The sequence below is a fragment of the Vibrio sp. V12_P9A6T4 genome, from assembly GCF_963874835.1.
Lineage (GTDB): Bacteria > Pseudomonadota > Gammaproteobacteria > Enterobacterales > Vibrionaceae > Vibrio > Vibrio anguillarum.
Genome location: NZ_CAWNJO010000035.1, coordinates 41,871 through 61,629, shown reverse-complemented (window position 1 = coordinate 61,629; position 19,759 = coordinate 41,871). Strand labels below are relative to the sequence as shown.

Here is a 19,759-nt window from a genome sequence, read left to right as displayed (position 1 = left end):
TTGGCTTACGCCGTTACTACATCTTCTCTTAAGCCCGTAAACTCAGGCATTAAAGAAATCAAATGCTGGCTGTATTGATGTTGAGGTGACTTAAACAACTGCTCTGTAGGGGCGACCTCCAGTAAGGTCCCCATTTGCATGACCCCGACACGATCGCACATTTGGCGGATCACAGGTAAATCATGGCTGATGAACAGCATGGTCAAGTTGAGCTCATCTTGCAGATCTTTTAATAGGTTTAAGATCTGCGCTTGCACAGACACGTCGAGCGCGGACGTAGGTTCATCACAAATCAATAAGCGAGGACGCGTGGCGAGTGCGCGAGCAATCGAAATACGTTGACGTTGACCACCGGAAAACTCGTGCGGATATTTCACTCCCGCCATTTTACCTAGGCCTACGTGCTCTAAAAGATCATGCACAATTTGCCGTGTTTCCGCTTCGCTACGGGTTAATTTATGAAAACGAATCGGCTCGGCAATGATATCGAAAATCTTCATTCTCGGATTCATTGAGGTATAAGGGTTTTGAAACACCATCTGCATCTGGCGGCGCATCGGACGGCGCTCGTTTTCCGATTTCAGCGCAGTAAGATCAATCCCTTCAAAACAGACTTTGCCTGAGTTTGGAGCGTACAGGCCCGCAATCACGCGTGCGATAGTTGATTTACCGGAACCTGATTCCCCAACCAAACCAAAAGTTTCCCCTTCAAACACCTCGAAACTGACGTCATTTGAAGCTTGGACATATTCACGGCGACTTTCAAACAATGAGTCTTTGGTCGTAAAGCGTAAATTCACGTTTTCTACTGTCAGCAGTGGGCCTGTGTATTGGCGATTATCTTGGCTCTGACCTAACCAATGGTTTTTAACATCCAGTGGTTTTAACTCACTTGCCTCTTCGATATAGCTCACCAGCGGAAAGCGATCGAGTTTTTTATCTGAGCGAGGAACGGCGGAAATCAAACTGCGCGTATAGGAGTGATCCGGAGCGCCCAACACTTTAGCTGTCGGCCCAAATTCAACCAAGTCACCGCGATACATCACCGCGACGCGATCCGTCACATTCGAGACCACACCCATATCATGGGTAACCAGCATACAGCCAACATTGTTTTTAATGCATAGCTCGCGGATGAGGCTCAAGATTTGATCTTGAATAGAAACGTCTAATGCAGTGGTCGGTTCATCGGCAATAATAAGATCAGGTTCACCCGCCAGCGCAATGGCAATCACAACACGTTGACGCATGCCACCAGAGAATTGGTGTGGGTACTGCTTCAAACGGTTTTCAGGCTGAGGAATACCCACTTGCTTCATCAAAGAAAGTGCACGCTGATACGCTTCTTCCTCTGTCACTTTCATATTGGCGTGGATGGTTTCTGTTAGTTGATGTTCAACAGTAAATAGTGGATTAAGCGACGTCATTGGGTCTTGAAAAATAAAACCAATTTTAGAGCCGCGAACTTGGCGCATCTGCTCAGGCGATAGGCCTGAAATCTTCTCACCATCTAAGAACACATCGCCACTGGCAATGAGACCGGGTGGGCTCAATAAATCGATAACCGCATTACCTACGGTCGATTTTCCGGCGCCTGATTCTCCCACAACCCCAACAATTTCACCCCGCTCGATATTAAACGAAAGCGATTTCACAGCAACGTGAACACCATGACGCGATGGGTATTCAATACGCAGGTTTTTTACTTCTAAAAGTGACATCCCAGACCTCTACGACTTGGGCAGTGTTGTGCCCTGTCTGTAACTACCTTTGAACAACAAAGCGTTCAAAGCCAGTAAAAATGAATCCATTCATACCAGTACAATATTCTGGTAATTAACAAGGCCATCAATTTGGCAAATATTTCACAGAAAAGCAACATCGATAGGATAAAAAGTCGATATCAAATCAAACCAAAGCAGTAACATCGTATTTTTATGCACCACATATGCATTAATCATTGGTATGACCAATATTCTAGCACGCAGTAATACACCCCAAAACATAGACGTTAAGCCTAAAAAAACGCCAATTCACCATGTATTCTAAAAAAGAATGCAGAATAAAATTTCAAATTATATTGCGGCATATCACGTAACACATTAGAAACAAAAACCAGAGTAACCAATAAAATGCCAGACTAAAAACCAATGACAAGACAGAAAAGCAGTGAATTCATCTGAACAGAAAATTTAGGGTTTAGCCTTTAAACATGATAATTCACTGACTTAATGGAGATAGGAGTCAATAAGGGATCGAACATTGAATAGAGAGAATGGTCTTTCAACTGAGGCTTATTAAGATGGCCGGTGAAGAGCCCGGTTTTGAAAATCAGACGAACCCCACTTTGGCTCTCATTACCTTGATTAAGGCTCCAAACACCAGATGTTAAAAAGCCCCAGTCTTTCGACTGAGGCTTATTAATGTGGTCGGTGAAGAGGGATTCGAACCCCCGACCCTCTGGTCCCAAACCAGATGCGCTACCAAGCTGCGCTATTCACCGATATATCTCTTTCTTCTCGATTTTCACCAAGAACGGAAACCGAAGTTACCTAATAATGGGGTGGCTAACGAGACTTGAACTCGCGACAACCGGAATCACAATCCGGGGCTCTACCAACTGAGCTATAGCCACCATCAAACTTTGCAATAACCGCTTGCTTGCCGTTATTTTTCTTTTCATTTTTAACCAATGAGAAGAAAAGAAAAGTGGTCGGTGAAGAGGGATTCGAACCCCCGACCCTCTGGTCCCAAACCAGATGCGCTACCAAGCTGCGCTATTCACCGATACAAATTCATTTTTTGGAATAAGCGATAGAGAACCCTCTGACTCCGCTATTCCTAACATCATGATGCACTATCAAACTAGTCTATTCATCGATGTAAATCTTTTTTTCTCGACTTTCATCAAGAAAGGAAACCGAAGTTACCAAATAATGGGGTGGCTAACGAGACTTGAACTCGCGACAACCGGAATCACAATCCGGGGCTCTACCAACTGAGCTATAGCCACCACTGTTTTGCCAATTTGCTACTTATTTACATAAGCATCCGGATGGCGCGCCCGAAAGGATTCGAACCTTCGACCTTTGGCTCCGGAGGCCAACGCTCTATCCAGCTGAGCTACGGGCGCATGCCCTATCGGCGGAGTGGAATAATACGGAGTTCACACTAGGGCGTCTAGTACTTTTTCAACTTTTTTTATCGTTTGACGCCTTTTTCATCAGATAACCATTATTACCTCTACAATAAGGATGTGACTCACCCCTTGAAGATCGCAACTTGTTGTTTATTGCAACAACTTATCGGGATATAATCACCCAATATTTACATTGATTTAACAGCTTGAATGGCTTTTAAATCAGCCACACTCTAAATCTAAGTATAAATAGGTAAGCATGAACTTACCTTTGGAATATAAAGTGAGTTTAATGGATATGTCTCGACGAATCATAAGCGTGTTATTCGCTGCTTTAACCTTTTCTAGTGTTGCATTGGCAACCAGCCAAGCTGAATACGATGCCATTGCTGATCGCATTAAACCTGTAGGTGATGTTTACTTAGCGGGTAGTGAACCCGTTGCGGCAGAGCCGACAGGCCCTCGTGATGGCGCGCAAGTTTATGGTACATTTTGTATCGCTTGCCACTCTACAGGCATCAGTGGCGCACCTAAAATTGGCAATGCTGAAGAGTGGGCTCCACGTATCGCCCAAGGTAAAGATGTATTGAAAAATCATGCACTGCAAGGCTTTAATGCCATGCCAGCTAAAGGAACCTGTATGGATTGCTCTGACGACGAAATCGTTGCCGCCATTGAGCATATGATTGCAGGTCTTTAATACATTAATTCCTATAAAACAAAGGCTTGGATTTAATCCCAAACCTTTGTTTTTATTATTTTTTAAGCACTATTTCTTAAACATGGCAGCGCGCAAATTAGCAATATGACTTTGTCCTTTCGCCATTCGCTCTTCTTGACTTACTGGCTTTTTACTCTGTTCCCACTCAACATCGTCAAAGGGTAATTCATCCAAAAAGCGACTTTGTGTGGGTTTAAGCAGTTCCCCGTATTGACGACGTTCTTTACACATAGTGAAAGTCAGTTCTCGCTGCGCTCGAGTTATCCCGACATACATCAAACGACGTTCTTCTTCGACGTTGTCCTCATCGATACTGGTTTGATGAGGAAGAATACCCTCTTCAGTGCCAATCAAATAAACGTAAGGAAATTCAAGGCCTTTCGATGCATGCAGTGTCATCAACTGAACGGCATCACTCTCATCCTCTTCTTCACTTCGCTCCATCATGTCACGTAGGGTTAAGCGCTGTACAACTTCTTTGAGCGATTTTTCTTGTTGGTCATAGTTGTCACCTTCAAGGTCAGCCACAATCCAAGAATAGAGATCAGAGACGTTTTTCATACGCATTTCGGCCGCTTTGGGGCTGGAAGAGGTTTCATACAGCCAATCTTCATAATGAATATCTCGGACTAACGATCGCACCGCTTCAACGGTATTGCCTCGTTCAGCTTGATCTGAGATAGCCACTAACCATTGCGTAAACTGACGCAAGTTGTCGAGCCCTCTTCCAGACAAATGATGCTCTAAGCCAAGTTCAAAACTGGCCGAAAACAAGCTTTTGCCACGCATATTGGCGTAACTACCCAATTTCTCCAACGTGACTGGGCCAATTTCTCGTTTTGGCGTGTTCACAATGCGTAAAAAAGCATTGTCATCGTCAGGGTTCACCAACACTTTGAGGTAAGCCATGATGTCTTTAATTTCGGCTCTGGCAAAAAATGACGTTCCACCGGATAACTTATAAGGCACGCGGTTTTGCAGCAGCGATTTTTCAATTAAGCGTGACTGATGATTACCGCGGTACAATATCGCGTAATCACGATATTCGGTGCGATTGAGAAATTTATGCGCAATCAGTTCACCAGTGACCCGCTCCGCTTCATGATCTTCATTTTTCGCCAGCAGAACTTTGAGTTTTTCACCCTCAGGGATCTCAGAAAAAAGCGTTTTCTCATACACGTGTGGGTTGTTAGCAATCAGAATATTGGCCGCTCTCAAAATACGGCTGGTTGAACGGTAGTTCTGCTCAAGCTTAATCAGTTTAAGATTTGGGTAATCTTGCCCCAGCAACACGAGGTTTTGCGGTTTCGCCCCTCGCCAAGAATAGATGGATTGATCATCATCACCCACCACGGTTAAACGGCCACGTTCTCCAACCAACAGTTTCACTAACTCATATTGACTGGTATTGGTATCTTGATATTCATCCACCAGCAAGTAGCGAATGCGGTTTTGCCAACGCTGACGAACTTCGGCGTTGTTTTGCAATAACAGTACCGGCATTAAAATAAGATCATCAAAATCGAGCGCGTTATACGCTTTCATTTGCTTTTGATAAAGATCGAAGCAGTAAGCGAACAGCTGTTGTTGTTCACCTTGAGCAAAACCTTTCGCTTGATCTGGCGTCAACATGTCGTTCTTCCAGTTGGAGATGGTGCTGAGTAATTGGCGCAGCAGATCTTTATCGCCCTCGAGCTGTTTCTCTGTCAACTCTTTGAGCAGCGCAAGCTGGTCTTGGTCGTCAAACAGAGAGAACCCCGCTTTCAAGCCCAAAAATTTATATTCCCGACGGATAATATTGAGGCCTAAAGTATGAAATGTGGAAACGAGCAGCCCTTTTGACTCAGCTTTTCCAAGCGTTTGTGCTACCCGCGCCTTCATTTCTCGAGCGGCTTTGTTAGTAAATGTAACGGCAGCAATGTTGCGCGCTTTATAATCACACTGTTGAACCAAGTAAGCGATCTTGTTGGTAATTACGCGCGTTTTACCCGAGCCAGCCCCCGCCAATACTAGACATGGGCCCGATACATATTTGACGGCTTCGTCTTGTCTTGGATTCAGCTTCATGAGGTACTCGTATCACTTTTATTTGGGCCGTCTATGATAATGCCGCGCTTTACTGATTACTACGTCATTCACCATAAGATTTTTGTCATTTTACTACACTAGTGTATTGCATAAGGGGCTATAGTTTGGTCTATAATGAATGAACGTTCATTCACTGTGGGATGTCAGCATGTCTAACTGTATTCACGTGGATAAGTACCAGCAGATATTGGTGGCCGCTGAAAAGCTGATCGCTGAATCTGGATTTCAAGGCTTATCGATGCACAAATTAGCCAAAGAAGCCGGTGTCGCAACGGGAACAATTTACCGTTACTTTGATGACAAAGATCATCTTCTCGTGACAGTTCGCTTACACGTTTGTCAGCACATTGCTGACGCGGTGCAAGCCAATATTGATGATGAGATGCCTTTGAAAGAACGCTTTAAAATGATGTGGCTTAATATCTGGGAATTAGCACAATCAAGCAGTGCAACACTCAGCAACCGAGTTCAATATGAATCATTGCCAACAACAATCAGTTGCAATGTTAAGGAACTTGAGCGAAAAATGTTTGCCAAAGTGGATTTACTATTTGATCAAGGTAAAGAGCAGGGATTATTCAAGCCGTTGGATAACCAGATTTTGTCTGCTTTAAGCTTCGAAACAACGGTCGCCCTTGCCCGTAAAAAAGCGATGGAATGTTATCAACTGGATGACAGCGCACTCAGTGCTGTGATTGACGCCAGTTGGGATGCAATTACTCAACACTAACTTGGAGTTCTGACTAGAATGAAAAAGTGGACATTCTTTATGTTACTTATCGCCTTCCTACTGTTTGGTAGCGTGATAGGTTTTAATCTGTTTAAACAACAAAAAATTGCCGAATTCATGGCCAACCGTCCTGAACCTGAATTTCCAGTGACAGTGACTGATGTAACTCCTGTTGATTGGATCCCAGTGATTGAAGCGATTGGTTTTATTGAACCCAATCAAGGCGTGACACTGACATCTGAAACCAGCGGCGTGATCGATAAGATTTCATTTGAATCAGGGACACAAGTAGAGGAAGACCAACCTTTAGTTTTACTTGATTCTGCGGTTGAGAAAGCGAATTTAAAAAGCTCACAAGCTCGCCTACCTGCTGCAAAAGCGAAATACGAACGCTATAAAGGTCTATTCGCTAAAGGGTCGATTTCAAAAGAAGCTTATGATGAAGCCGAAGCAAACTACTACTCTTTGTCTGCAGATATTGAAAGTTTAAAAGCTTCCATTGATCGTCGTGAAATCAAAGCTCCCTTTGCTGGTGTGGTGGGTATCCGTAATGTGTATTTAGGCCAATACCTACAGCCAGGCACCGATATTGTTCGCTTGGAAGATACCAGTGTAATGCGTCTGCGCTTTACCGTTCCACAAACGGATATTTCACGTATTTCATTAGGCCAGCAAGTAGATATTTTTATCGATGCTTATCCTAATGCAGCGTTTACAGGATCCATTACTGCGATTGAGCCTGCCGTTAGCGTTCAAAGTGGTTTAATCCAAGTGCAAGCCGATATTCCAAATAGTGACGGTAAACTACGCAGCGGTATGTTTGCTCGTGCCAACATCATCCTGCCGAAATTAGAAAACCAAGTCACGCTTCCTCAAACCGCCATTACCTTCACCCTGTATGGTGATAATGTTTACGTGTTGAAAGAAGAAGATGGCGTTAAACGAGTAGAGCAGCGCGTTGTAAAAGTAGGTGAACGCAAAGGTGCTGTGGCGCATATTTTAGAGGGCGTACAAGATGGAGACATCGTGGTCACTTCAGGTCAAGTGCGCTTAAGTAACCATTCGAAAGTTCGGGTAGTCGAAAGTAATGCGACTACACCACCTGCTGAAACACCGATGCTGTAATTGGAGGAATCATGCGTTTTACTGATGTTTTTATAAAACGTCCAGTGCTCGCGGTATCGATCAGCTTTTTGATAGCTCTGCTTGGTTTTCAAGCTATTTTCAAAATGCAGGTTCGTGAATACCCTGAAATGACGAATACCGTTGTTACAGTGAGTACAGGCTATTACGGTGCAAGTGCCGACTTAATCCAAGGTTTTATCACTCAACCTTTGGAACAAGCAGTCGCACAAGCCGACAACATTGATTATATGACTTCTTCTTCGGTATTGGGTAAATCAACGATTACCGTAACGATGAAGCTCAATACCGATCCCAACGCTGCACTTTCAGATGTGTTAGCAAAAACGAACTCGGTACGCTCACAGCTTCCTAAAGAGGCCGAAGATCCGACGGTAACTATGTCTACCGGCTCAACCACCGCGGTGCTGTATATTGGTTTCACTAGTGATGAACTTAGTTCAAGCCAAATTACTGACTATCTTGAGCGTGTATTTAACCCTCAAATATTCACCGTCAACGGCGTCTCTAAGATTGACTTGTATGGTGGCATGAAATACGCCCTTCGCATTTGGCTTGATCCAGCAAAAATGGCAGGACTACAGCTCACTGCGGGCGATGTGATGAACGTGCTGAATGCCAACAACTATCAATCAGCAACAGGACAAGCCACTGGCGAATTCGTGCTGTATAACGGTAGTGCCGATACGCAAGTGTCAAATGTCGATGAGCTGAAAAACCTGGTGGTTAAAACGGGCGACGGCAATGTTATTCGCCTAGGTGATATTGCAAACGTCACGCTAGAAAAAAGCCATGATGTTTACCGCGCAAGTGCAAACGGCCGAGAAGCGGTTGTAGCAGCCATCAACGCAGCACCTAGCGCAAACCCAATCAACATTGCTCAAGATGTGCTGGATCTGTTACCGCAGTTAAAGCGTAATCTACCAAGTAACATCGAAATGAACGTGATGTATGACTCCACGGTGGCGATCAATGAATCGATCCACGAGGTCATAAAAACCATCGCTGAAGCCGCCTTGATCGTACTTGTCGTCATTACTCTATTCCTAGGCTCTTTACGTGCCGTTATCATCCCGATTGTTACCATTCCACTCTCCTTAGTTGGTGTTGCTATGGTAATGCAGGGAATGGGCTTCTCATGGAACTTGATGACACTGCTAGCGATGGTATTGGCTATCGGCCTTGTGGTGGATGATGCAATCGTTGTACTAGAAAACGTTGACCGCCACATTAAGCTGGGTGAATCACCATTTCGTGCCGCGATTATTGGTACTCGTGAAATCGCCGTTCCGGTAATTGCGATGACGCTGACACTGGGCGCCGTTTATGCACCGATAGCGATGATGGGTGGCATAACAGGCTCACTCTTTAAAGAGTTTGCACTCACACTGGCTGGTGCTGTATTTGTTTCAGGTATTGTTGCACTGACACTTTCACCCATGATGTGTTCTAAAATGCTTAAAGCGCACGAAGAGCCCAACAAGTTTGAACAAAAAGTGCATGGATTACTTGATTCAATGAGTAACCGCTACGCGAAATTACTCGAGAAAGTAATGCAGCGCCGTCCTGTCGTGATTGCCTTTGCGGTGATCGTGTTTGCCAGCCTGCCTATGCTGTTCAAATTCATTCCAAGTGAGCTTGCCCCTTCTGAAGATAAAGGCGTGGTCATGTTAATTGGTACGGGTTCTTCGAATGCGAACTTGGACTATTTACAAAACACCATGAATGACGTGAATACGATTCTGTCTGAACAGCCAGAAGTTCAGTTTGCTCAAGTCTTTACCGGTGTTCCAAGCTCCAACCAAGCGTTTGGTATTGCCTCTATGGTGCCTTGGAGTGAACGCCAGGCAAGCCAAGCTGAGGTTGCCACTCGAGTCGGCACCTTAGTGCAAGATATTCCAGGCATGGCCGTGACGGCCTTCCAAATGCCTGAACTTCCCGGCGCAGGCTCTGGATTGCCAATTCAATTTGTCATCACTACACCCAATAGCTTTGAAAGTTTGTTTGCTATTGCCACTGAAGTGCTAACAGAAGTGAAAGCAAGCCCGATGTTTGTGTACTCCGATTTAGACCTCAATTACGATTCTGCGACGATGAAAATCAATATCGACAAAGATAAAGCTGGGGTTTATGGCATCACGATGAAGGATATTGGCACGACATTAGGGACCATGATGGCGGATGGCTATGTCAACCGCATCGATCTCAATGGCCGCTCTTATGAAGTGATCCCGCAGGTTGAACGTAAATATCGCCTCAACCCTGAATCGATGAATCACTACTTTGTGCGTGCCGTTGACGGAAAAATGATCCCATTAGGGAGCCTAATTACCATTGATGTGATTGCAGAGCCGCGCTCACTGCCGCACTTTAACCAGCTAAACTCGGCAACCGTCGGAAGTGTACCGGGCCCAGGAGTTGCAATGGGTGATGCGATTACGTGGTTTGAGGATGTTGCCGCGACTAAACTGCCCGCAGGCTACAACCACGATTATATGGGTGAAGCACGTCAATACGTGACTGAGGGAAGCGCACTCTACGCGACCTTTGGTTTGGCACTCGCCATCATCTTCTTGGTACTGGCGATTCAATTTGAGTCGTTAAAAGATCCATTGGTTATCATGGTATCTGTACCTCTCGCCATTTGCGGAGCATTAATTGCACTGGCTTGGGGCGCAGCAACCATGAACATCTACTCGCAAGTAGGGTTGATTACACTGGTTGGTCTTATCACCAAGCACGGTATTCTTATTTGTGAAGTGGCGAAAGAAGAGCAGCTACACCATAACAAGTCTCGCATCGAAGCGGTGATGGAGGCAGCCAAAGTGCGTCTTCGCCCAATTCTAATGACGACAGCAGCGATGATTGCAGGTTTGATCCCGTTGATGTACGCAACGGGTGCAGGTGCAGCTCAGCGCTTTAGTATTGGTATTGTGATTGTGGCAGGTCTTGCGATTGGTACACTATTTACGCTATTCGTACTGCCTGTAATTTACAGCTATCTAGCCGAAAAACATAAGCCACTGCCTGTGTTTGTTGAGGATAAAGACCTCGAAAAGCTAGCCAGAGTTGACGAGGCCAAAGCAGCACAACGCCGACTCGCTGAAAATAAATAACACAATATAATTAAGACTGCTTCAAAAAAGGCCACCTCAGTGGCCTTTTTCTTACCTTGAATAACGACATTCTCAGCTCAATTGCTTAGAATGGAAACAAACTGACAGGAGTGTAAGCCGCTATGTTTGACCCTAAAAAACTTGAGCAAATTGCCAAACAAATTCACGATTCAATGCCTCAACCCGTAAAAGATTTGGGTGCCGACGTTGATCAAAAAATCCGCCAAGTGATCCAAGGCCAATTAAATAAATTGGACGTGGTAAGCCGTGAAGAATTTGATGTACAGACTCAAGTATTGATGCGTACTCGCCAAAAGCTCACTGAAATGGAGCAAAAATTGGCCGAGCTAGAAGCGAAAATCACCGCCAAATAATATTGCCCGGTTGAGATAAAAATTTCCCAATAAAAAAGGCTTGGTCAACGGCGACCAAGCCTTTTGTTTTATATTGTGTTTGCTTTTGTATTTATTCTCTCCAGTCAGTCTGGAGCTTTACATCATCATTCTCGTCATTGAAAAGGGGCGAACTCTCGACCCCTTCTTAACCACCGGAAGGTGAATTAGCCTTTAGCCACCGACAGCAATGCGTTTCATATCTGTCATGTAACCGCGCAACTCTTCACCGATGTACTCAACCGGATGGTTGCGAAGAATTTCGTTAACTTCAATCAAGGTCGCGTTATCAACGAAATTCGAGCTTTCACCAAGGCCTTTACCAATCACATCAGTAGATACTTTTGGCATGAACTTTTCGCGCAGTAACGGTGTTGCGACATTGGCAAACAGGTAATTACCATACTCTGCCGTATCAGAAATAACCACGTTCATTTCATACAAACGCTTACGTGCTACTGTGTTGGCAATCAGTGGCAGCTCATGCAGGGATTCATAGTAAGCTGACTCTTCAACAATACCGGAAGCCGTCATAGCTTCAAATGCCAGCTCAACCCCAGCGCGAACCATGGCAATCATCAAAATACCTTTGTCGAAGTACTCTTGCTCAGTGATCTGTACATCAGACTGTGGGTAGTTTTCAAACGCAGTTTCACCGGTTTCAGCACGCCAGCCCAGCAAATCAGCATCATCGTTGGCCCAGTCAGCCATCATAGTGCTAGAGAAATGACCAGAAATAATGTCATCCATATGTTTGTTGTACAGTGGGCGCATCAAGTCTTTAAGCTCTTCAGACAGCTCAAACGCTTTGATTTTTGCTGGGTTTGATAGGCGATCCATCATGTGAGTGATGCCACCAAATTTCAGCGCTTCAGTTACCGTTTCCCAACCGTATTGCAGTAGTTTACCTGCGTAACCTGGGTCAATACCTTCTGCTACCATCTTCTCATAGCACACAATCGAACCCGCTTGTAGCATGCCACACAAGATGGTTTGCTCGCCCATAAGGTCCGATTTTACTTCGGCAACGAAAGAGGATTCCAAACAGCCAGCACGATGACCGCCCGTTCCCGCCGCCCAAGCTTTTGCGATATCCCAACCTTCACCTTGAGGGTCATTTTCTGGGTGAACGGCAAGCAAAGTCGGCACGCCGAAACCACGCTTATACTCTTCACGCACTTCGGTTCCCGGGCACTTAGGCGCCACCATCACAACCGTGATGTCTTTACGGATCTGCATCCCCTCTTCAACCACGTTGAAGCCGTGAGAATACCCCAATGCTGCACCTTTTTTCATCAGCGGCATGATGGTTTCGACAACATTGCTGTGCTGTTTATCTGGCGTTAGGTTAATGACCAAGTCTGCTTGAGGGATGAGCGTTTCATAGCTACCCACTTCAAAACCGTTCTCTTTAGCATTTTTATAGGACTGACGCTGTTCGTCGATCGCCGCTTGACGCAATGCATAAGAGACATCAAGGCCAGAGTCTCGTAAATTTAGACCTTGGTTTAAACCTTGTGCACCACAACCGACAATCACTACTTTTTTACCTTTGAGGTACTCGGCTTCGCTTTCAAACTCAGAGCGATCCATAAAGCGGCAACGACCAAGTTGGTCAAGTTGTTGGCGTAGATTTAGGGTATTGAAATAGTTAGCCATGTTAGCGCTCTCCTTTAAAGATTCTTTCCATCAGGTCGGTTTCTAGAACCGAATAAACTGATACTAAAGCAGACATCAAGTTGCTTAAAGTGATATATTCACAATTAGTTATTGCAATTTATGCAACGTGATGTGATTAACTTATGAACATTAAAAACCTGCAGATGTTTATCCATCTGTGTGAGAGTAAAAACTTCAGTAAGACTGCCGCCGCGATGCACATCAGCCCATCCGCGCTCAGCCGGCAGATCCAGAAGCTGGAAGAAGAAACTAGCCAAAGCTTATTTGTGCGTGATAATCGTAGCGTTGAGCTAACGCCAGCAGGCAGTAAACTGGTTCCTGTTGCACTCAAAATCATTACAGAGTGGCAGCAATATAACGTACAAATGAAAAACCAAAACAGCGTATTACAAGGTGAAATTCGTTTGTTTTGCTCCGTCACTGCCAGCTATAGCCACCTGCCTCAGTTACTGTCCGATTTTCGAGTTCGCCATCCGTATATTGAGTTCAAACTCTTGACTGGCGATCCTGCTCAAGCGATTGATAAGATTTTGAATGATGAAGCGGATATTGCCATTTCAGCCATGCCCGAACAGCTACCAGCTCGCGTTGAATTTGAAACGATTGGTGAAATCCCCTTATCGGTGATCGCGCCGCTCGGGATCAGTAGCTTTATCGAACAACTGCAAAATGACACACCCGATTGGTCAGTTGTCCCTTTTATTGTTCCTGAAGCGGGAACGGCAAGAGATAGAGCCAATGCATGGTTTAAAAAAATGAAGATCAAACCCAATATTTACGCGCAGAGCTCAGGGCATGAAGCGATTGTCAGCATGGTCGCGCTCGGTTGTGGTATCGGCATTGCGCCAGATGTGGTGATCAACAATAGCCCGGTGAGAGATAAGATCCAGCGCCTTAAATTAGCACCCGTAAAACCATTTCAGCTCGGTGTGTGCTGCAAACGCTCGCAGCTTGATAACCCATTAATCAAAGCATTGTGGGATGTTGCAGCGAATAAATACCTGACGCCATAACTCATCCCTCTTTTCAAAGAAAAAGCCACTGACGAGCAGTGGCTTTATGATTCATGGTAAGGGCGTTAAATTACCCGCGAAAATTGTTGCTGACGAGCACGAACACGCAAGTATTTATCAAAGCACATGCAGATGTTGCGGATCAACAACCGCCCGCGCAAAGTCACGCGGATCTCTTTTTCATCAGCTTCCACTAACTCATCATCAATAAAGGTTTGTAGTAACTCAAGATCTTGCTTGAAGTAGTGATTAAACGTCACGTCAAACTGTGCTTCAATTTGGCTTTTATCCAGTTTGAAATTGCAGATAAGCTGCTTGATCACTTCGCGACGGAGTAAGTCATCACTATCCAGTGCCACCCCTTTCCAGAGTGCATGACGTAACTCATTGACTTGCTCATAGTATTTTTTCAGCTCTTTTTGGTTCTGCGCATACGCATCCCCAATCATTGAAATGGCTGAGACACCAAAGCCAACTAAGTCGCAGTTACCTTGCGTGGTATAACCTTGAAAGTTGCGATGTAAAATGCCTTCACGCTGCGCGACGGCCAACTCATCATTGGGCAGTGCAAAATGGTCCATGCCAATGAACTGATAACCAGCACCCGTCAAGGTCGCGATCGTGTCTTGTAATATGGCCAGTTTTTCTTCCGCCGTAGGTAGATCTTCATCTTTAATCTTACGCTGCGCAGCAAACAGCTGCGGCATGTGCGCGTAGTTAAATACCGACAATCGACCCGGCTTCATCTCCAACACTTGCGCTAATGTTTTAGCAAAAGAGCCTTTAGTCTGCTTAGGCAAGCCGTATATGAGATCAAGGTTGGTTGAGCGAAAACCCAGCTGTTTAGCTCGTTCCGCCATAGCAAAAATAAAGGTTTCATCTTGCTCGCGGTTCACCAGCTTTTGCACTTCTTTGTTGAAATCTTGTACGCCGATGCTCAGGCGGTTAAATCCTTCGCTGCGCAGGTGATCAAGCATCTCTAACTCGATTTCACGCGGATCAACTTCAATACTGATTTCTGCGTCATTTTCAAAGCGGAACTCACCACGCAAAATGGCCATTAAACGGCTAATTTGCAATTGAGTTAAAAAGGTTGGTGTGCCGCCACCGAAATGCAGTTGTGTGACTCTACGGCCATGCAGCAAAGAGGCTCGTTGGCGAATCTCATGTTCGAGCACATCCAAATAGTCGTCGGCTTTATGCGAATGACGGGTAATCACCTTATTACAACCACAGTAGTAACAAAGTTTGTGACAAAACGGGATATGAATATAAAGCGAAAGTGGCCTGTCAGGGTATTGGGCACACGCCATATCATAATCGGCAATAGTAAATGCTTCATGGAATTCAAGTGCTGTAGGATAAGAGGTATAACGCGGGCCTGAATAGTTATACTTATCTAAAACAGCTTGATCCCATACGATCTGTTGGCTGGGTACGACTTGCGAAGACATGCTGTGCTTTCCGTTCGAAACTTTGACGGGCTATTTTGCCACATGACAATGATGGACGTCGGGTGACAAAACGAAATTTGTGTATAAATGTTCTAAACTGCTAACGCGATCACTCACTCGAAAGAGGCAGTCGAGCCATTACATCATTTGAATCGGAATTTGACTATTCAAAGGGGCAATGCGTTTTTGTAGAACTTTTAACTCTTCAACAATCGCATCCATTAAACGGGCCTCCGCCTTTTGGCGCACTAAGTTATGCTTCATTCGCTCTTGTTTAGCGAGTTGGCTGCGCTCTTCGCCACGCGGCATATCCTTCACTATAGAATACAGTTCGGAAATAGCGGGATACGAACTATCAAAGTCGATTCTCTGTTCGCCTTGAACATAATCCATAATGCAGTAGACACGGATGCTGATCTCGGAGAGATCACATTGGCCTTGAATCCCAGCCATGCAAAGCGTATTTACGCTATCAAAAATATTTGCATTGCGTTTTTCAATGGCCAATGTTTGATGTTGAAGCTGCAAATCCTTTTGCTTTTTCAGTTGCAGCAGAAGGTAACCAGCGTAAGACGCTAAGCCGAGAATAATGATTCCACCAGCAATGGCTAACAAGGTTACATTCATGGCACTTTCTATCCTTTTAAATCATTTAGGTCGAAGCCTTCAAAATCTGATAATAAATCATCATCTGAACGTGATTTTTTGGCACTACCGCCAGTCACGATTGGCTCGAAAACATCTTCTTGCTCTTCAGCATACAGACCAAGTTGCTTCATCAGTGCTTCAATACGATCGAGTTTCTCATCAACGTATTTTTGTAAGCCGGCACCTAGGTTTTCGCCATTATCAATACGATCGAGCAACACGTTCAATTGCGCATCATTTTCCAGCATTTCGAGCTCTTGCTCAGCCGACAAACGACGCTCTTGCTTGGTCATTTTCTTCGCTGGCTCAACCACCAACGGAATTTTTTTCTTGCTGCCTAAACGCGGATCGCGCGCTTTAGCGGCTTCTCGTTGCTGGTGATCTGAACCATCGGAATGGCGGCTACCCGCTTTCAGACCTTTCTGTTTTTTAACTCGCTTACGCAAACGGCCTTCAACATCTGCCTCACTGCGATTACGCGTGACAATCACGTCGCCTTCACCGGCTGAACCCGGCTTTCTCGATTTTTTACTACGGCTCATTACTGGGGTTTCCTCAGTAAAATTACATCATTACCAATAAATTCAAGTTCAAGCTCATCCCGCTTGGCCAAGTACTGGAAGGTTTCACGACTAAAAAAGATCACATGTGTGAGATCATTTTTGTAGTGCCACCCAGCAAACGCCTCCACGTCTTTGACTAGTTTGGTCATTAACCCAATCCAGCCTCCTGGCTTAACTAAATTTAACCATTGCTGCCAAACTTGGTGCGGCTTATGTAAATGCTCAATCACTTCAGTGGCAGTCATAAAATCATAGGTCGCCTGCAACACCTTTTCATCTGGATGAAAAAAGATATCGTATAACGACATTGTGTGCCCAGCCTCTTCCAACATAATGGATAAGGTTGGCCCCGGCCCACAACCAAAATCTAACCCGTTAGATGCCGGAGAAAGCCTCTCCAACATCGGCGCACAAACGCGTGACAAAAACTGGCGATAACCCCTATCCTGCGGGTTATTTTCATGCAAATCATAAAATGCTTTTTCCGCTTTTTCGTCAAGACGATGTTCAGGGCTAACAAACACAAGTGCACAGTGTTGGCAATGCAGATAAGGGCGAACTTTATCGGCAAAATAAGGAACTATTTGTTCACTAAAACATAATGGGCAAATGTGCATGTAACATCCTCAAACAGGGATGCGCAACATACCAGAAAGTGGCATTAGAGTGGAGAGTCAGCGCGTATTTTTTCACCAGCTAGGCAAAAAAAGATAAAAAAAGCGATAGGTAAGCCGATCATTGAGCAAAAAATTACGTTTTCTTCAGCACAAAAGAAAACGCCCTAGCTCAGTGCTAAGGCGTTTTCAAACAACAGTGCTCGAACGGTGTAGGGTTTAGTGAAGGCCGCCAACGTATTTAGAAAGTATTTCGATGTCAGTGTCGCTGAGCTTTTTCGCGACATCACGCATCATGGCATTCATATCATTATTACGAGCGTCATCGCGGAATTTTTGCAGTTGAGCTTTGATGTAGTCAGCATGCTGACCAGAAATTTTAGGGAAACCTGAAAGCTCAGTACCATTACCACGTGGACCATGACACGCAATACAAGCGGTTAAACCACGCTCTGCATCACCTGCGCTATAAAGTGCTTTTCCTTTCACTGCAACGTCTTCAGGCGTTGAGTTCGCTGAAATAGTTTGTGATGCAAAATACGCTGCAAGATCAGCTATATCTTCGTCGCTAAGAGGCATCGCCATGGCACTCATTACGGGATCGTAACGACCTTGTTTGCCACCGCTTGTCATTCCCAGCTTGAGATCATGCAATTGCTTCTCTATGTATTTCTCATGCTGACCAGCAATTTTAGGATAGATTGTAAGTAGACTATTGCCATCAGCACTGTGACAGGCAACACACGTTTGGGATTTTGCTTTACCAGCTTCAATGCTGCCTTGGGCCCACACTGAGCAGCTGGCTAAAAGACTCAAGATTAGCGCTAATTTCTTCATGACATTCCATTTATAATTATCAAGCTTCCAGTACCACTTTGCAGTTGCTACTCACTCTCAGTGGCGACTCATGGTACAATAGGCGACCTTATGCCGAGCACGGTTATTTTACACAATTTCACAAAAAAGTAATCAATCGACTACACAAAGTCGAGATGGAGTTAACAGTGAGCGTAAAAATTCATTATCAAAACACGCATTTCATTACCAGTGCGCCTGACATTCGTCATCTACCTGATGATGAAGGGATCGAAATTGCGTTTGCAGGACGCTCCAATGCAGGTAAGTCGAGTTCGTTGAATCGCTTAACGAATCAGAAGAGCTTGGCTAAAACCAGTAAAACTCCGGGTCGAACCCAACTGATCAACCTATTTAAAGTCACTGAAGGTTGTCATATTGTGGATTTACCGGGCTATGGTTTTGCTCAAGTTCCTTTGGAACTGAAGAAAAAATGGCAAAAATCATTAGGTGAATACCTACAAAAGCGTAAGAGCTTAAAAGGGCTGGTTGTGCTAATGGACATTCGCCATCCGATGAAAGATCTCGACCAACAATTGATTTCTTGGGCTGTCGATTGCTACATCCCAGTACTAGTACTACTGACTAAAGCGGACAAGCTAAAAAGTGGCGCACGTAAAGCTCAAGTGTTAAAAATTCGTGAAGAGGCACGCTCTTTTGGCGGCGATGTCACTGTCGATGCTTTTTCATCATTGAAAGGCTTAGGCGTCGATGTGCTGCGTAACAAATTAGATACGTGGTTTGCACCCGCACTCGCACATTTAGCCGAGCAAGAAACAGTGGAAGAGATGGATGAGTGTGACTCAACTCATTTAGACTTAGAAGAGATAGAAGAGAATCCAGACCATTCTGCACAACACTAATTCTGAAGAACACTAAAAATCGTGACTCCAACAGAGCCCTACCTAATCGTGGGGCTTTTTTATAGGCTTTAAATCCAAATGCGAACGGCAAAGAGAAAAATCCCCACCATCCTGGTGGGGCAACGGGAGAGAAATAGGAGGTAATTTATTATTGTTTTGCTAAGCATTCCTTAATCCCTCCAACTTTTCAATAGGTCAAAGAGTCATCAATTCACTCACCCACAGAACACTCCTCTGGCTCACCCCAATAAAATCAACATAACATAATGAATATTAATGAAATTTAAACATATTCTTTGTGTTTGAGGCGAACTTGATTTCTCATTAGAAATAATCAAAGTGTGACTGTTAGCCAGTTACAGAATTGGGTGTTTATAAAAGAAACAAAGTAACTACTCAGCAATAGAATAGTGTGTTTGTATCACCTAAACTCTCGTAAAAAAACAGTGATGAATATTTTCTTTGGCCCAATAAAAAACGCCCCAGTCAAATACTGACTGGGGCGGCTGAATCAGCCTAATCCAATAACGTGAAACAAAAGGTCTGAAAGATAGAACATCTTACCTCTGTACCCTACGAGAGTTAATGTATAACAAATGGTCAGAAATGAAAACTATTTTTGTAGTTTTTTTTCATGAAAATTTTATTAAACAACACAAAGTTTAAAATCAAGAACACTTGTTTCTAGGCCATAAAAAAGCCGACATTTGTGCGTCGGCTCATATAAATTAGCTAATTCT

Annotated in this window: 16 protein-coding genes and 5 tRNA genes; 7 read left to right on the top strand and 14 right to left on the bottom strand. The window is 44.5% G+C overall.

Annotated elements, in window-relative coordinates; genetic code table 11:
- Nucleotides 1-5: 5 nt before the first annotated feature.
- The 6 genes from AACQ42_RS03485 to AACQ42_RS03460 form a co-directional block, all read right to left on the bottom strand.
- Nucleotides 6-1,721 (bottom strand): dipeptide ABC transporter ATP-binding protein, encoded by a 1,716-nt coding sequence (locus AACQ42_RS03485; protein ID WP_019281822.1) that lies wholly within the window; start codon nucleotides 1,719-1,721, stop codon nucleotides 6-8.
- 705 nt (nucleotides 1,722-2,426) lie between these two features.
- Nucleotides 2,427-2,503, bottom strand: a tRNA-Pro gene (locus AACQ42_RS03480).
- A 56-nt stretch (nucleotides 2,504-2,559) separates the two neighbouring features.
- Nucleotides 2,560-2,635, bottom strand: a tRNA-His gene (locus AACQ42_RS03475).
- Between the two features lie 75 nt (nucleotides 2,636-2,710).
- Nucleotides 2,711-2,787: transfer RNA gene (locus AACQ42_RS03470), tRNA-Pro, on the bottom strand.
- A 150-nt stretch (nucleotides 2,788-2,937) separates the two neighbouring features.
- Nucleotides 2,938-3,013: transfer RNA gene (locus AACQ42_RS03465), tRNA-His, on the bottom strand.
- A gap of 43 nt (nucleotides 3,014-3,056) precedes the next feature.
- Nucleotides 3,057-3,133, bottom strand: a tRNA-Arg gene (locus AACQ42_RS03460).
- A gap of 298 nt (nucleotides 3,134-3,431) precedes the next feature.
- Between AACQ42_RS03460 and AACQ42_RS03455 the strand changes: the two genes are divergently transcribed.
- Nucleotides 3,432-3,839: a c-type cytochrome gene (locus AACQ42_RS03455; protein WP_088718017.1), complete on the top strand. Its 408-nt coding sequence runs from the start codon at nucleotides 3,432-3,434 to the stop codon at nucleotides 3,837-3,839.
- A gap of 69 nt (nucleotides 3,840-3,908) precedes the next feature.
- Here the strand turns inward: AACQ42_RS03455 and rep are convergent, their stop codons facing one another.
- Complete coding sequence (gene rep, locus AACQ42_RS03450) at nucleotides 3,909-5,927, bottom strand: DNA helicase Rep (RefSeq protein ID WP_094166293.1); 2,019 nt, start codon at nucleotides 5,925-5,927, stop codon at nucleotides 3,909-3,911.
- 139 nt (nucleotides 5,928-6,066) lie between these two features.
- Here rep and AACQ42_RS03445 point away from each other — a divergent pair, with 139 nt between their 5' ends.
- From AACQ42_RS03445 to ubiK, 4 genes are all read left to right on the top strand, one after another.
- Complete coding sequence (locus AACQ42_RS03445) at nucleotides 6,067-6,678, top strand: TetR/AcrR family transcriptional regulator (protein ID WP_013855653.1); 612 nt, start codon at nucleotides 6,067-6,069, stop codon at nucleotides 6,676-6,678.
- An 18-nt stretch (nucleotides 6,679-6,696) separates the two neighbouring features.
- On the top strand, nucleotides 6,697-7,803 hold the full coding sequence (locus tag AACQ42_RS03440) for an efflux RND transporter periplasmic adaptor subunit (protein ID WP_017042454.1): 1,107 nt from the start codon (nucleotides 6,697-6,699) through the stop codon (nucleotides 7,801-7,803).
- Between the two features lie 11 nt (nucleotides 7,804-7,814).
- A complete protein-coding gene (locus AACQ42_RS03435) occupies nucleotides 7,815-10,937 on the top strand; it encodes a multidrug efflux RND transporter permease subunit (protein ID WP_013855651.1) in 3,123 nt (1,040 codons plus the stop codon).
- 122 nt (nucleotides 10,938-11,059) lie between these two features.
- The gene (gene ubiK, locus AACQ42_RS03430) at nucleotides 11,060-11,311 is read left to right on the top strand and encodes a ubiquinone biosynthesis accessory factor UbiK (protein WP_010319855.1); all 252 of its coding nucleotides are present in this window, start codon (nucleotides 11,060-11,062) and stop codon (nucleotides 11,309-11,311) included.
- Between the two features lie 192 nt (nucleotides 11,312-11,503).
- On the opposite strand, the gene ilvC is transcribed toward ubiK, so the two are convergent.
- Complete coding sequence (gene ilvC / locus AACQ42_RS03425; protein WP_013855650.1) at nucleotides 11,504-12,988, bottom strand: ketol-acid reductoisomerase; 1,485 nt, start codon at nucleotides 12,986-12,988, stop codon at nucleotides 11,504-11,506.
- A 143-nt stretch (nucleotides 12,989-13,131) separates the two neighbouring features.
- On the opposite strand from ilvC, the gene ilvY reads away from it, so the two are divergent.
- The gene (gene ilvY, locus AACQ42_RS03420; RefSeq protein WP_013855649.1) at nucleotides 13,132-14,022 is read left to right on the top strand and encodes an HTH-type transcriptional activator IlvY; all 891 of its coding nucleotides are present in this window, start codon (nucleotides 13,132-13,134) and stop codon (nucleotides 14,020-14,022) included.
- Between the two features lie 65 nt (nucleotides 14,023-14,087).
- Here ilvY and hemN read toward each other — a convergent pair whose 3' ends face one another.
- From hemN to AACQ42_RS03395, 5 genes are all read right to left on the bottom strand, one after another.
- Nucleotides 14,088-15,476: an oxygen-independent coproporphyrinogen III oxidase gene (hemN, locus tag AACQ42_RS03415; protein WP_094166292.1), complete on the bottom strand. Its 1,389-nt coding sequence runs from the start codon at nucleotides 15,474-15,476 to the stop codon at nucleotides 14,088-14,090.
- Between the two features lie 138 nt (nucleotides 15,477-15,614).
- Complete coding sequence (locus AACQ42_RS03410; protein ID WP_017042451.1) at nucleotides 15,615-16,103, bottom strand: DUF2489 domain-containing protein; 489 nt, start codon at nucleotides 16,101-16,103, stop codon at nucleotides 15,615-15,617.
- Nucleotides 16,104-16,111: 8 nt separating this feature from the next.
- Entirely contained in the window at nucleotides 16,112-16,666 is a 555-nt protein-coding gene (yihI, locus tag AACQ42_RS03405; RefSeq protein WP_094166291.1) for a Der GTPase-activating protein YihI, read from the bottom strand.
- On the bottom strand, nucleotides 16,666-17,304 hold the full coding sequence (locus AACQ42_RS03400; RefSeq protein WP_094166290.1) for a class I SAM-dependent methyltransferase: 639 nt from the start codon (nucleotides 17,302-17,304) through the stop codon (nucleotides 16,666-16,668). Before AACQ42_RS03400 ends, yihI begins: the two co-directional genes overlap by 1 nt.
- A gap of 216 nt (nucleotides 17,305-17,520) precedes the next feature.
- A complete protein-coding gene (locus AACQ42_RS03395; RefSeq protein ID WP_013855644.1) occupies nucleotides 17,521-18,138 on the bottom strand; it encodes a c-type cytochrome in 618 nt (205 codons plus the stop codon).
- A gap of 167 nt (nucleotides 18,139-18,305) precedes the next feature.
- Between AACQ42_RS03395 and yihA the strand changes: the two genes are divergently transcribed.
- Nucleotides 18,306-19,019 carry a ribosome biogenesis GTP-binding protein YihA/YsxC gene (yihA, locus tag AACQ42_RS03390; RefSeq protein ID WP_081245214.1) on the top strand — a complete coding sequence of 238 codons (714 nt, stop codon included), beginning with the start codon at nucleotides 18,306-18,308 and terminating at the stop codon, nucleotides 19,017-19,019.
- A gap of 511 nt (nucleotides 19,020-19,530) precedes the next feature.
- Here the strand turns inward: yihA and AACQ42_RS17565 are convergent.
- A complete protein-coding gene (locus AACQ42_RS17565) occupies nucleotides 19,531-19,578 on the bottom strand; it encodes a hypothetical protein (RefSeq protein WP_438356636.1) in 48 nt (15 codons plus the stop codon).
- Nucleotides 19,579-19,759: the final 181 nt, after the last annotated feature.